General features: G+C 59.6%; 25 protein-coding genes and 4 pseudogenes. All 29 read left to right on the forward strand.

Annotation, left to right across the window (positions count from 1 at the left end):
* Positions 1–90: 90 nt before the first annotated feature.
* The 29 genes and pseudogenes from ACTBDU_RS02235 (at position 91) to ACTBDU_RS02375 (ending at position 12,062) form a co-directional block, all read left to right on the forward strand.
* Positions 91–306, forward strand: a complete 216-nt coding sequence (locus ACTBDU_RS02235) for a hypothetical protein (protein ID WP_438805401.1) — start codon at positions 91–93, stop codon at positions 304–306.
* Positions 296–923, forward strand: a pseudogene (locus tag ACTBDU_RS02240) (DUF3164 family protein). Before ACTBDU_RS02235 ends, ACTBDU_RS02240 begins: the two are co-directional and overlap by 11 nt.
* A 318-nt stretch (positions 924–1,241) precedes the next feature.
* The gene (locus ACTBDU_RS02245; protein ID WP_438805402.1) at positions 1,242–1,409 is read left to right on the forward strand and encodes a hypothetical protein; all 168 of its coding nucleotides are present in this window, start codon (positions 1,242–1,244) and stop codon (positions 1,407–1,409) included.
* A 63-nt stretch (positions 1,410–1,472) separates the two neighbouring features.
* A pseudogene (locus ACTBDU_RS02250) lies at positions 1,473–2,191 on the forward strand (3'-5' exonuclease).
* The gene (locus ACTBDU_RS02255) at positions 2,175–2,507 is read left to right on the forward strand and encodes a phage protein GemA/Gp16 family protein (RefSeq protein ID WP_438805403.1); all 333 of its coding nucleotides are present in this window, start codon (positions 2,175–2,177) and stop codon (positions 2,505–2,507) included. The pseudogene ACTBDU_RS02250 and the gene ACTBDU_RS02255 overlap by 17 nt, the downstream one beginning before the upstream one ends.
* Positions 2,508–2,573: 66 nt before the next feature.
* On the forward strand, positions 2,574–2,834 hold the full coding sequence (locus ACTBDU_RS02260; protein ID WP_438805404.1) for a hypothetical protein: 261 nt from the start codon (positions 2,574–2,576) through the stop codon (positions 2,832–2,834).
* A 271-nt stretch (positions 2,835–3,105) separates the two neighbouring features.
* Positions 3,106–3,492: an N-acetylmuramoyl-L-alanine amidase gene (locus ACTBDU_RS02265; RefSeq protein ID WP_438805405.1), complete on the forward strand. Its 387-nt coding sequence runs from the start codon at positions 3,106–3,108 to the stop codon at positions 3,490–3,492.
* A gap of 154 nt (positions 3,493–3,646) precedes the next feature.
* On the forward strand, positions 3,647–3,835 hold the full coding sequence (locus ACTBDU_RS02270) for a hypothetical protein (protein WP_438805406.1): 189 nt from the start codon (positions 3,647–3,649) through the stop codon (positions 3,833–3,835).
* Positions 3,836–3,850: 15 nt separating this feature from the next.
* Entirely contained in the window at positions 3,851–4,354 is a 504-nt protein-coding gene (locus ACTBDU_RS02275; RefSeq protein WP_438805407.1) for a hypothetical protein, read from the forward strand.
* 60 nt (positions 4,355–4,414) lie between these two features.
* Positions 4,415–4,564 carry a hypothetical protein gene (locus ACTBDU_RS02280; protein WP_438805408.1) on the forward strand — a complete coding sequence of 50 codons (150 nt, stop codon included), beginning with the start codon at positions 4,415–4,417 and terminating at the stop codon, positions 4,562–4,564.
* Between the two features lie 108 nt (positions 4,565–4,672).
* Entirely contained in the window at positions 4,673–4,810 is a 138-nt protein-coding gene (locus ACTBDU_RS02285) for a hypothetical protein (RefSeq protein WP_438805409.1), read from the forward strand.
* Between the two features lie 118 nt (positions 4,811–4,928).
* A complete protein-coding gene (locus ACTBDU_RS02290) occupies positions 4,929–5,504 on the forward strand; it encodes a hypothetical protein (protein WP_438805410.1) in 576 nt (191 codons plus the stop codon).
* Positions 5,408–5,851: a phage terminase large subunit gene (terL, locus tag ACTBDU_RS02295; protein WP_438805411.1), complete on the forward strand. Its 444-nt coding sequence runs from the start codon at positions 5,408–5,410 to the stop codon at positions 5,849–5,851. Before ACTBDU_RS02290 ends, terL begins: the two co-directional genes overlap by 97 nt.
* Positions 5,851–6,087 (forward strand): hypothetical protein, encoded by a 237-nt coding sequence (locus ACTBDU_RS02300; RefSeq protein WP_438805412.1) that lies wholly within the window; start codon positions 5,851–5,853, stop codon positions 6,085–6,087. The genes terL and ACTBDU_RS02300 overlap by 1 nt, the downstream gene beginning before the upstream one ends.
* Complete coding sequence (locus tag ACTBDU_RS02305; protein WP_438805413.1) at positions 6,051–6,212, forward strand: phage portal protein family protein; 162 nt, start codon at positions 6,051–6,053, stop codon at positions 6,210–6,212. Before ACTBDU_RS02300 ends, ACTBDU_RS02305 begins: the two co-directional genes overlap by 37 nt.
* A 19-nt stretch (positions 6,213–6,231) precedes the next feature.
* Positions 6,232–6,315 carry a hypothetical protein gene (locus ACTBDU_RS02310; RefSeq protein ID WP_438805485.1) on the forward strand — a complete coding sequence of 28 codons (84 nt, stop codon included), beginning with the start codon at positions 6,232–6,234 and terminating at the stop codon, positions 6,313–6,315.
* Between the two features lie 103 nt (positions 6,316–6,418).
* Positions 6,419–7,291 (forward strand): annotated as a pseudogene (locus ACTBDU_RS02315) (phage portal protein family protein).
* Between the two features lie 167 nt (positions 7,292–7,458).
* Positions 7,459–7,620, forward strand: coding sequence for a hypothetical protein (locus ACTBDU_RS02320; protein WP_438805414.1), 162 nt, complete (start codon positions 7,459–7,461; stop codon positions 7,618–7,620).
* A gap of 104 nt (positions 7,621–7,724) precedes the next feature.
* Positions 7,725–7,922, forward strand: coding sequence for a phage head morphogenesis protein (locus ACTBDU_RS02325; RefSeq protein ID WP_438805415.1), 198 nt, complete (start codon positions 7,725–7,727; stop codon positions 7,920–7,922).
* Between the two features lie 80 nt (positions 7,923–8,002).
* Positions 8,003–8,338 carry a hypothetical protein gene (locus ACTBDU_RS02330; RefSeq protein ID WP_438805416.1) on the forward strand — a complete coding sequence of 112 codons (336 nt, stop codon included), beginning with the start codon at positions 8,003–8,005 and terminating at the stop codon, positions 8,336–8,338.
* Positions 8,339–8,542: 204 nt separating this feature from the next.
* Entirely contained in the window at positions 8,543–8,875 is a 333-nt protein-coding gene (locus tag ACTBDU_RS02335; protein ID WP_438805417.1) for a phage virion morphogenesis protein, read from the forward strand.
* Between the two features lie 546 nt (positions 8,876–9,421).
* Positions 9,422–9,829 (forward strand): phage protease, encoded by a 408-nt coding sequence (locus ACTBDU_RS02340; protein WP_438805418.1) that lies wholly within the window; start codon positions 9,422–9,424, stop codon positions 9,827–9,829.
* A gap of 9 nt (positions 9,830–9,838) precedes the next feature.
* Positions 9,839–10,267, forward strand: coding sequence for a hypothetical protein (locus tag ACTBDU_RS02345; protein ID WP_438805419.1), 429 nt, complete (start codon positions 9,839–9,841; stop codon positions 10,265–10,267).
* 13 nt (positions 10,268–10,280) lie between these two features.
* A pseudogene (locus ACTBDU_RS02350) lies at positions 10,281–10,783 on the forward strand (Mu-like prophage major head subunit gpT family protein).
* Between the two features lie 22 nt (positions 10,784–10,805).
* Positions 10,806–11,180, forward strand: a complete 375-nt coding sequence (locus ACTBDU_RS02355; protein ID WP_438805420.1) for a Mu-like prophage major head subunit gpT family protein — start codon at positions 10,806–10,808, stop codon at positions 11,178–11,180.
* A gap of 22 nt (positions 11,181–11,202) precedes the next feature.
* Positions 11,203–11,364, forward strand: coding sequence for a phage protein Gp36 family protein (locus ACTBDU_RS02360; RefSeq protein WP_438805421.1), 162 nt, complete (start codon positions 11,203–11,205; stop codon positions 11,362–11,364).
* A 32-nt stretch (positions 11,365–11,396) separates the two neighbouring features.
* A complete protein-coding gene (locus ACTBDU_RS02365; protein WP_438805486.1) occupies positions 11,397–11,630 on the forward strand; it encodes a phage protein Gp36 family protein in 234 nt (77 codons plus the stop codon).
* On the forward strand, positions 11,614–11,916 hold the full coding sequence (locus ACTBDU_RS02370; RefSeq protein ID WP_438805422.1) for a phage protein Gp37: 303 nt from the start codon (positions 11,614–11,616) through the stop codon (positions 11,914–11,916). Before ACTBDU_RS02365 ends, ACTBDU_RS02370 begins: the two co-directional genes overlap by 17 nt.
* Positions 11,832–12,062, forward strand: coding sequence for a phage protein Gp37 (locus ACTBDU_RS02375; RefSeq protein ID WP_438805487.1), 231 nt, complete (start codon positions 11,832–11,834; stop codon positions 12,060–12,062). Before ACTBDU_RS02370 ends, ACTBDU_RS02375 begins: the two co-directional genes overlap by 85 nt.
* Positions 12,063–12,104: the final 42 nt, after the last annotated feature.

Raw genomic sequence — 12,104 nt, forward strand, 5'->3', positions numbered from 1 at the left:
GCAAAAACGCACGGGGTGGTTTTAAGCAAGGGGTATTCATGAAAGGTGGATGCAAGGTTATTTGGTCAGCATCATTATATTGAGGTCACCATGACAATTGAAATGAACATTATTGTTCAGCAAACCCCCATCGGCATTGATGTAAATATCAGTGCCAGCGGTACAGGCAGTGAAGTTGAAAAGAAAGAAGCCCAGTTTATTCACGATGCACTTGCCACCGTATTATCGTGCCGGGCTGATTTCGAGGCCATCAATAAAGGCTTTATTGCCAATAAATTTAACAGGAGAGCTCATCATGTCCACTAACTTACATGACAATACGGTGCCCGCCGGTTACTGGCAGGATGCCAAGGGTACATTGATACCTGACGCCATGGTAAAGCCCATTGATAAGAATCGCGACGCGCTGATCAAAGCTATTATGGCACGCGCTCGGCCGCTGCATGAGGCATTGAGAGATTTTAAACACCGCGTGTTTGCCGATATCCAGGCATTAATTGAGCTGTCGGTTGAGCAATACGGGGTGAAACGTGGCAGCAGAAAGGCAATGTGACGTTGTATTCCTTTGATAGCCGCTACAAGGTCATTCGCGCGCTGCAAGACCGCATTACCTTTGATGAGCGTATCCAGGCCGCCAAGGCGTTAATTGATGATTGCATGGCGGAATGGACACAGAATGCGCGACCGGCGCTGCTGGCCATTATTGACCAAGCGTTTTCCACCGATAAGAACGGTGATATTAATCCGGCCCGTATTCTGCAGTTACGTCGCCATGATATTACCGACCCGCGCTGGTTGCGGGCGATAGATGCGCTGGCGGAAGCGGTGCAGGTGGTCAGCAGCAAGAGCTATATCCGCCTTTATAAGCGCATCGACAAGACCGGGCAATATCGGCGCTGTCGCTGGATATCGTCGAGGTATGAATCATGAAGGCAGAACAGTTTAATCAATGCTATCCAGCCGGCGCGTACTTTATTTATCAACCTAACCGGATTTTAAAAGAGGGCACATTAATAAGAACACTGAACAGGGCAACGGATTTAATCACCTGCACGGAGGTTGAAATTAATGTAGCGCCTTATTTTGCGAAAATTCTGTGGCTGACGTCGAAATGCTGAATAAATGATGTATTAATACTCTATTTTAGAATGGCGTCAATCCGCCGGTGCTGGCTTGTGCCAAATAAACGTCATGTTTGTTTTTCTCAACCCGCCCGGGGGGACGTAAATATGTTATATCGCGTGATTAAATGTGAATATGGGGATAACGGCAATTGCTGTCTTTATTATTTTAATGACCGCAGTCTGGTGCAGGAGTCACGCCTCGTCCCGGTGCCCTTCAGCCTGCGTTTTTATGATGCCCGGCAACGCATGATTTATTCAGACGCTATTCGCCAGCAAATGAAATAGGCGGTAATGCGCTATAAAAAACAGCATTGAGTACAAGTAATGAACAGACCCATGAATAATGTGATGCTCGATATCGAAACGCTGGGTAAAAAAGCTGGTTGCCCTATATTGTCGGTGGCGGCGGTGATGTTTGAGCCAGCAATGGAGCGGGTTGGACCGACGTTTTATGCGCGTATCGATTATCAGGCCGCACTCAAATACGGTGAGCCAGAGGACAAGACTCTGCAATGGTGGCAAAAACAGAGTGATGAGGCACGTCACGAGGCTTTTGGCGGTAAAGCGCGCCCCGACGTTGTGGCGCGCGCCTTGCGGACTTTTATCGCCACCACTGCGCTAAACCTCGCGTGCCCTGGGGTAACGGCGCGGTATTCGATATTACCCTGCTGGAGAGCTGGTTCGACCGCGTTGACCCGCAAAAAGACGACCAGGGCAATGACCGTTACCCCTGGTCATTCTGGGATGTCGCCGACCTGCGCGCACTGGTGCGGCTGTCGGGGATAGATGTGCGCACCATTCCGTTTGATGGTGAAAAGCGTCAGGCACTGGCGGATGCCCTGCATCAGGTCAAGATAGCGCAGGCCGCGTGGCAACGATTATTTCCTGATGAGAGCCAGTCTTATGCGTCAGTAATCGAATACCCGCTTGCCGAGTGCGAGTACGCCTTGACCGCACTGGGGTTGTTACCCCCAGTGTCTTTCTTCGATGAGAGGGAGATGCCTTCGCCGGGACGACACTTTCATGCGGTGACCCTTCGGAGTAATGCTCATGAAAAATCTGATTAAAGTGGTGCATGCGGGTAAAAATAAACTCGACTGGGATGAGGAGACTTGCCGGGGCGTCCTGTTGCGCGAGGCCGGTGAAAATAGCGCCAGGGACTGCACTGCCGCCGAGCTGGCGCGCGTGCTGCGCTATATGCGCAGCCAGGGCTTTACCACGTTACCCAAACAGGGCCTCAAGCCCCGTGCGGCAGCGGGACGTCAGGGGATGCTCAGCAAGATTGGGGCATTGCTTGTCCTCGCCAGCACCGGGCGGCCCTGGGGGTACCTCAATGGCATGATTGCGCGTATGCTGGGCAAAAAAGCCCGTAGAATGGCTTGATGATGCGCAGGTGCGCCGGCTGATGCAGATGCTAATTATGGACGCCAAACAGCACGGGAGGCCGTGATGCAACCGTCGCTGCAGCCCGATTACGCCGAGGTGCAGGCGCTGTTGCCGGAGTCAGTGCAGCAGATTACCGGCCTGATAGGCTTTCCGGCCACCGAGGCGCTTATTCGCCATTTCGGCGGGGTGCCGTTTCGCATCTGCAAGGAATTGCGCGGCGCGGGGGCGGCGCATTACCCTGCTGCAGGAAGTCCTGACGCCCTCACAGGGGGCGCTGCTGCTGCGCCATTTTGGTGGCGAGGAGCTGTATATCCCCCGCTGTGACGAGGCGGGGCGTGCCTGGCGCAACCGCTGCTTTCTGGCCGAGCTGGATCAGCTGCTGGCTGAAGGGGAGTCCACCACCATGGCCCTGACGCTATTGTGCCCGCGCTATGGCATCGCCGCGATCCGTGTCCGCGAACTGGTGCGCCAGCGTCAGGCGGGGTCACCGCCCGAGCAACCCACCCTGTTCTGAGTATTATCCTCTACGCCCCCGTCATCGGCACCGCCGGTCACCTTGCGCCACAATAGCCTCATGTTCTGCATGAGGTTTTTTATGTCCCGCGCCATTCATCGCATCATTATTCACTGTGCCGCCACACCCAATGGGCGCGTCCTGGGCCGGGACGGCGAAAACGCCGCCCAGGTGATTGACTGCTGGCACCGGGCGCGCGGTTTTCACTGTGCCGCCCCGGCCAATGATAACGGCCTGACCAGCATTGGCTATCATGGGGTGATTGACGTTGCCGGTCAGTGGCTGACCGGGCGCGATGTGGAAGAAGTGGGTGCCCATGTGCGCGGCCATAACGCCCATTCGCTGGGTCTCTGCCTGGTGGGCGGTGGGCGCCGACCAGTTTACGTCGGCGCAGTGGGCCGTGCAGCGCACCCAGCTATTGACGCTGCGTGTGCGCTGGCCCGAGGCCACTCTGCACGGCCACAATGAATTTTCCAGCAAGCTGTGCCCAGGATTTTCAGTACCGGCCTGGGCATCGGGGAACTTCGCGCCGCTGCGCGACCATCTGTGTGAGCGTATCCCATGATGGCGTGTCTGGCCGGGCTGGTCACCAATCCCCGAGGGGCGGCTATCGACCTCGGATGTGATTATCGTCGGCGCGTTTCTGGTCAGCTTCCTGGTGGTGCTGGGCTGTGCCTGGAGCCGTCAGGAGACCGACCTAACGCTCGGGGTCGGCACCTGGGTCACCCATGGCGGCGTCGCCCGCTTTAGCGCCGGACGGCGCGCCCCTAAACAGGGAGACGCTGATGACACGGCTACTCGCACTGATTAAACAGGTCAGCCATCCGTGGCTGATGGCGCTGCTGGTTGTGGCGCTTGCCGGCGGTGCGGGCTACTGTGGCGCGGCACACAGCAGGGCAGGCTGGTCGCCCAGGCAACACTAGCCACCCGGCAGGCCGAGTGTGAAGCTCGACAACGCCAGCAGGCGCAGGCCACACAACGGGCGCTGAAAACCGTCCTGACCCGGCAGCAACAGCTGCAGGAGGCCAATGACCGGCTCAGTGCGCAGCTGGAAACCACACAGCACGCCCTGACGCTGAAAACCCAACAGTTACACAGGAGTATTGCCTATGCGGTGGCCCATGATGGCGCTGCTTATGTCGGTCTGGGACCTGATGGGCTGCAGCGCTACCGCGCCGCCCTCGGCTACCCCGCCGACGATAATACCGCCCTGTCCGCGCCCGCCGGCCAACCTGTTGATGTTGCCGCCCATGCCGCAGCCCCCCGTAAAGCGGCTTGGCCCGGAGGTATTGCTTGTACCACGCCAGCGACTACGGTGCCTGGTGTCTGACCATGCGGGCCCAGCTGCAGGCGATAAACGCTTTCTATAGCGCACAGGAGAGACTGCACGATGAGCCTTGATCTGACCTTCAATGTTGCCCTGAGCCTGCTATCGGCGTTCGGCGGCCTGTGGCTTAAAAGCGGCAGTGAAGAACTTCGCCGCCTGCAGTATGAACTGACCCAAGTACGGCAGGACTATCAGCGGCGTGAGGATGCATAGCGCGACCTGCAGCTGATGACCGGCATGATGCAGGACATCAAGGACAGTATTCAACGTGTTGATAACAAGCTCGACCGCAATGCCGACAAATAACGAGGAGCCTGATTCATGAAACCACAGGATGTGATGTCGCCGGTGCTGGCAGAGCTGCGCACCATTCATACCCAGCTCGACGGTATCGCCCGCCGCTTTGACCCCCTGCAGGTGAAGGGCGCACGGGCCGACGCTACCGGGCTGACCTGGTGATACTGGACGATATTGAGAACGACGAGCAGTTGCGCAATCCGGACCAGCGCGACAAACTGGAAAGCTGGCTGAGAAAAACCGTGCTGCCACGCTGGGCGGCGCGCCCGCAAAACTCAATGTGGTGTATATCGGCACCATCCTGCATTACGACTCGGTGTTATCACGCACCCTGAATAACCCATTGTGGCGGCAGGCACGGTTTAAGGCCCTGCGCCAGTGGCCGGTGAACCTGTCGCTGTGGGAGACCTGGGAGCAGGTATTGCGTAACCAGGGGGAGGCCGCGGTGCAGGATTTTTATACGTCACACCGTACCGAGATGGAGGAAGGCGCGGAAGTCTCCTGGTCCGCCCGCCCGCTGCTGACCCTGATGCATATCCGCGCCCGGGATGGTCACGCCATCTTTGACGCCGAGTACCAGAATGATTCGCTCAGCGGTAAGGATGCGCTGTTTGCCCACTGCCTGCATTTCTGGGGCAACCGGCTTAACGAGTGGGTCTTTTACGGGGCCTGCGACCCCAGCCTCGGCAAGGCCGGAGCCAGCCGTGACCCGTCAGGGCTGCTGGTCGGCGGTTTTAATCGCACCACAGGCTGGATGTGGTGGGAGCGCAGATACACAAGCAGCTGCCGGACACCATTATCAGCAACATCATCGCCCTACAAGAGGAATGCCACTGCCTGTGGTCTGGGGTATTGAGGCGGTGCAGTTCCAGGAGTTCCTGCGCGCGCACCGAGCTAATTAAACGCGCGGCACAGCTGGGTCACCCGGTGCCGGCGCGGGCCATTATCCCCCATGCCGACAAGCTGTTGCGTATCGAGACCCTGCAGCCCCATATGAAAAACGGGCTTATCCGGCTGCACGCCAGCCATACCACCCTGATACAACAGCTGCGCCACTTTCCCCGCGCCGACCATGACGACGGCCCGGATGCGCTGCACATGCTCTGGACGCTGGCTGTGACCCACGGCCCGAAAACCGAATACCGCTCATTGTCCGGTGACCGTCACCCCGGACGGCTGGGCTTTTCCTGTGGAGGCTGGTAATGGGCATGCTCACCGATATTTACGGCCGGTTGTTGCGCCGCCGCACCCTGACGCAGCCACAGACTGCCGATGACCGCCGCCTGCGTTATCAACAACTGGCCGAGCACCCCTCGCTGGGCATCGATATCCGCCGGGTGCATGACATCCTGAGCGAGGCCGAACAGGGCATCTGGTGCGCCAGGCTAACCTGTTTTTTGATATGGAGAAGCGCGACGGCCACCTGTTTGCCGAGATAAGCAAGCGCCGCCGTTCGGTGGTGCCGCTCACCTGGCGCATTATGCCGTCGCGTCATCCCAGCGCACAGGAAAAGGCCATGGTGCGCCGCCGCGACGGACTGGTTTTCAGACCTGCCGGAGTTTGAAACGCTGCTGTTCGACTTGTTGGACGCGATTGGTTATGGCTTTGCCGTCGTGGAAATCGGCTGGAAACAGGCGGAAAATATCTGGCTGCCCTGCGCCTTCTAGAAGCGCGCGCGCCGCTGGTTCCAGACCGCGACCCATAACCGTAAACGCCATCCGCCTGATTGACGGCAGCCTCGACGGCGCTGAGCTTAACCCCTTCGGCGGGGTGGCGGAAAGCGGCCTTATTTCAGGTGCTTGTATGGACCTACCTGTTCAAGAATATTGCCGCCGTGACCTGGCAGAGTTTCTGGAAATCTACGGCCTGCTGACGCGGGTGGGCACCTATTCCGACGGGGCCAGCGAGGAAGAGAAAAACATGCTGCTGTTGTGGGCGCTGCGCGACCTGGGGCATAACGCCGGCAGCATTATCCACGAACGCACCGCTATCCGCTTTGAGTCCGCTGCACAAGGGCAGGTCGACCCGTTCCAGTATATGATGCAGTGGTGCAAAAGCACCCAGTCCAAGGTCATTCTAGGCGGCACTTTGACCATCTAGGCGGACGGCAAGAGTAGCACCAATGCCCCTAAGCAACGTGCATAACGAGGTGCGCCATGAGCTGACCGCCAGTGATGCGGTGCAGCAGGCCGGTACGCTGCGCTGACCCGCGACCTGCTTTACCCGCTGCTCAAGCTTAATGGTTATAGCGATATCACCTCGCGCCGCATGTGCCGCTTTGAGTTTAATACCCGCCAGCCACGCGATATGAAGGAGACCGCCAAGATCCTGGATCTCTTGGTGCGCAGCGGCGTGCCGGTGTCGGTGGCCTGGGCGCTGGCGGAAAGCGGCATTCCCGCCGTCCGGGACGATGAGTTCCTGCAGCCGCCGCCGGGCAACCTGTTGACCTTTACCGGGGCCAGCCTTATGCCGAAGTGCTGGCCAGGCATGGCGGCGCTGAGCGTTGCGCATACGCCTACCGCCACCGAGCAGGCGCTGGAAGACGCTTCCCGGCGGACTGGCAACGCCGGTCAACCAGGCCATGCAGACGCTGCTGACCCACCTGGTTACCGCCCTGCTGGCGGAAGCCTGGCCCCAACTTGACGACCAGACCTTGCGGCAGCCGATAGCCCAGGCCATTTTTGTCGCGGACATCTGGGGGCGACTCAATGACTGTTGACCTGAGCTATGCCATGACTCTGACGCCGGAAAAGGCGCCGGCGTATTTTGAATCAAAGGGCTAGGCCTTCGGTTTTCGCTGCTGGCAGGACGTGGCCGACGAGGCACACGCCCGTGCCTTTACGGTGGCGGGTATTCTTAAGCTGGATGTGTTAACTGACATGAAAACCGCGCTGGCGGATAGCTTGCGCCACGGCAAGACGCTGACACAGTTCCAGGATGAGGTCTTACCGCTACTTCAGCGCAAGGGCTAGCTGGGCAAAGGGCTAAAAGCCTCAACAGACGGCGAGCTGGAGGGGAAAGCTGTTGCCTTACCGACTGGAGACCATTTTTTTCACCCATACCCAATCTGCCTATATTGGCCGGGCGCTATCAGCGGCTGCGCGAGAACGTCGACCAACGCCCCTACTGGCAGTATGTGGCGGTGATGGATAGCCACACCCGCCCCAGCCATGCAGCGCGGCATGGCTGGGGGTTCTGTTATGACGATGCGGGCTGGGACACCCTGTTTCCCCTTAACGGCTACAACTGCCGCTGCCGGGTACACGGGCGCTGACGGCCGACCAGCTTGCGCATCACCCTATCGGACTGGAGTCCACCGACGACTATCGCGTCACGGTTGCCCAGCCGCAGGGCGTGAACGGCAAGACGCGGCCGGTGACAGGATTGAAAGACCCCAAAACCGGCCACGTATTTACCCCGGATGCAGGCTTTCATCTGAACCCCGGCAAAGGCTACGTCAGCCATCTCAGCGAGCAGCTGCTCAACCGCGCCACCCGCGCCGATAACCGGCTGGCGGCGATGGCGGTAGAGGAAACGCTGGATTACCTGGCGTTGCTTCATGCCCTCAACCGCGATACCGGTAACTGGGTCAGTCAGGTGATGGCCCAGCAGCAGGCACGCGGCGACGTTCGCCCTGTCGGCGCATTGCGCGGCCTGCCGTGGTGGACGCGCTGTCCTGCAAAGGCGTAGTGCCGGACTCGGCAGTGATCACCCTGACGGACGCCAACCTGCGACCCGCTACTCGCGACAGTAAGCAGGGCGCGCTGCCGACTACCTTCTGGGCGACCCAGGTATCATTGCTGTGGCCAGCCGCGCGCGATCATCTACGACCGACAGCAGGGGACGCCGGCGTTACTGTATGTGTTCGATCGGGTTGAGGGGACGGGGAAGCTCGTGGTGTACATTGACGGCACGCTCAAGGTAGGTAATGAGCTGAATGGTAAGCGTGAAGAAGTTAACACGAACCTGATACGTACCGGCAAGATCCTGCGGCAATCAGGGCGGCTGGCCGCCTTTATTGACAGCGACGCTGATAACGACCAGGCCGTGGTGGGGACTAATGTGGTGTATGCGCGCATTTACCACCAGGGCGGGCACACCACCCGGCCCCATATCACTAGCCCCCGCTATAAAAAGGCGCTGCTTTTTAACGGGCGGGTGGCAAAACGCGCCAATTGCCTCGGCTCAACGATGCCGTCGCTGCCCTTTCTCAGTCTGACTGACTGAGACTATCAGGCCCTGGTGCACACCGTCAATGATTACCTTCAGCAGCGCGCGCTGGACGAGTAACACTCTGTAAAGGCCGTGGCGCGTTTTTTGATAGTCAGGCAGGCGGGGATGATGCGGGTGAAACCGTGTTAAGCGATTCTGGAACGATTTAAACGGGTTTTAAACGGAGTGTCGCCGCCCGCGTCAGCGGTGTAGTCTGATGGCAGTCCGTTTGTGTCCTTTTCCTTCCCCCATTCTTACCCCCTACCCCGTCACGACGAGATGCCCGACGCCCAGGTTAGGCTGTTTCCTATGAATACACTTTCTGGGACCGCCGTCGCGTGAAAAACATCGTCCGCCTTGCCGCACTGACCGTGGCGCTGGAGAGCACCGGTACCCGTGTCCAGCTGTTTCCGGCCGGCACCTTTTGCTCGCAGAGGATACACGCCCCACCGACGTGGCACCCTGGCGGCTGGAGGAACCGCAGGCCCGGAGGCTGATTGACGCTGCCCAGGTGCGCCAGACGCCGTACTGCTTTGACTATATAAGCACTAGGCGCTATCCATGCCCGGGAGAACGGCCAGCACACCTCCTGATCCGGCTGCCTATGCCCCGGTCAGCGTAGTCAATGAGCTGCGTGAGCAGCAGGTGGCAGCACTCGGTCGTCAACTGAGCGGCAACGAAGTCACTGCCCTGCTGACGGCGGCGCTCAGTGATGGCCGCGTGCTCAAAGGGGCGGGTGAGGAGACTTGGGCGCGGCGGCTGGGTGAAAAAGACGTGGCGCTGCTGCGTGAGCACCTGGCCACCCGTCAGCCGATATCCGCGCTGTCGGGGCTGCAGACCGGCGGCAACGCACCGCAGGGTATCGAGGCGCGGCCATCGCCCCTGGGCGCACTGGATGCGCCGGCGCTGGCCGCCTGTCACGCCTTTGGCTACAGCACCGAGACCATTGCCACCATTGATGAAAGATGAGGTGCAACCATGACCGCCACCACGCAAGATCGTAATACCCCGTACCGGGACGGCGAACTGACGCCCTATCTGGTGGCGGAGAAGGAAACTATTCCGGCCGGCGTTATTGTCTGCCTCAAGGGCGGCCATGCCGTCAACGGCCAGGGAGGTGAAGCCCTGGTGTATACCGGGCGGGCTGATGAGGCTATCGACAACAGCCAGGGCGGTAACGGCGACCAGTACATAGTGGTGCGCCGCCACAAGGCGTTTTTATGGGAGAACGACGGCGCGGTGAAGCAGGAGCATGTCGGCAAACCGGGCTATGTGGTGGATAACCAAATGGTCTCTGCCAGCGACGGCAGCACGCCCGCGCAGGAAGGCAAGCCGGGAAAACCCGCCAGCCGCTGTATGGCAGGTACCATCATCATGCTTGACGCGGAGGGCGTCTGGGTTGAATAAAAAGACACTGCATATGTTAGTGAATGCTGCAAATTTAAAGGTGATTTTCTGCAACATTAAACTCACCTTTAACCAGGCGTTTGACGCCGCGCTTACCCAGTGGGAGAAGGTGGCCACCCTGGTGCCGTCCACCGGCAAGGAGAACACCTACGCCTGGTTAAGCTGCTCCCACGGATGCGCAAATGGATAGGCGACAAGCGGGTCAAGGCGCTGGCGGCGTCAACCTACACCTCGGTCAATGATGACTATGAGGCCACGGTGGAAGTCGATCGCAACGACATCCAGGATGACCAGTTGGGCGGTTACCAGCCCCAGGCGCAGGATGCGGGCTTTGCCGCCAAACAGTGGCCGGATGAGATGGTGTTTGAGCTGCTGAATAAAGGCTTCAGTGAAAAAGACTATGACGGCCAGCCGTTTTTTAGCGATACGCACAGTATGGGCAAAACCACCTACTCTAATCTCGGCAAAAAACCGCTCTGCGGCCTCACTGGTCGAGGCGCAGGCGTCCTACGGTGAGGCGCGCAAGCAATTACGCCAGATGAAAGACGAAGAGGGGCGGCCGCTGAATATCATGCCCAACCTGCTGGTCGTGTCGCCGGCGCTGGACGATGTGGCGCGTACCTTTATCACCGCTGAACGTCTGGATGACGGCAAGGCTAATATCTACAAGGGCACCGCCGAGGTGCTGGTCGTGCCCTGGCTGACCTCGGACAGCGCCTGGTTCCTGATGGATACCAGCCGCCCGTTAAAGCCGCTGATTTTCCAGCAGCGCCAGGCCCCGCTGTTTGTCGCCATGAGCGATATCAACAGCCCGGACGTGTTTATGCGCAAGAAGTTCAAGTTTGGCGCAGAGGCACGCGGCCAGCCCGGGTTTGGCTTCTGGCAGATGGCTTACGGCTCGACGGGCAAATAAGCGTGTACGCGCCCTTGAGGACATGGTGTTGCGCTTCGGTGAGCAGGAGGGGCGCATTCTGACCGACCGCGACAACACCGGCGAGATTGGCGCCGCCGTGCTGGCCAGCAGGTTGCAGGCGGCTGCCGATGAGATTAACGGCTATATCGGCCGGCGGGCGCTTATACCCTGCCGCTGCCGGTAGCGCCTTTCAACCTGCGCGGCATTGCCTGTGATATCGCCCGCTACCGCCTCACCGGCACCGAACGGGTGTGCACCGATGAAATCCGTGGCCGCTACCGCGACGCCATCCGCTATCTGGAAAACGTCGCCAATGGGCGGGCACGCTGGCCACCACCCAAAGCGGTGGCACGCTGCAGGGCAACGCCGGGGCGACATTCTTTTCCGGTCGCCGCGTCTGGGGGCGCAACCAGACCGGCGAAGGGGGATTTTAATGATAAGCGAGATTGAAAACGCCATGATGGCGCGGCTTAAAGCGGGTCTGGGTCGCATGGTATCTGCCGTGGGCAGCTATGGCGGCAAGCTGGAGGATGTGGGGGCTATCACCCGTGTACTGCCCGCCTGCTGGGTGACCTTTCTTGGCGTGCAGCAGACTCACAACCGGTCAGTACTCATAAACACCGCTTTTACACCTCCGGGCGTTTCTCGGTACTGCTGGCGGCCTATTCGGTGCGCGAGGAAGCGGCTCAGCGCAAGGGCGGCCCGGCCCGCAATGAAGTGGGCTGCAATAGCCTGATTCGGGCCGTTCGGCGCTTAATGAGCCGTCAGGATATGGTGTTACCTGTCGAGCCCCTGCTGCCGGGCTGGGTGCGCTCACTGTTCAGCGCTCGACTGAACAGTGATGCCCTGGCGGCCTATTCTTGCGAATTCGACACGGTCTGAGTTGAAGAGGCGCTGGATAACGGCCGCTGACCCGCGCCAGAA

Origin of the sequence: Sodalis sp. (in: enterobacteria) (assembly GCF_051710625.1) — a bacterium.
Taxonomy (GTDB): domain Bacteria; phylum Pseudomonadota; class Gammaproteobacteria; order Enterobacterales; family Enterobacteriaceae; genus JBPESN01.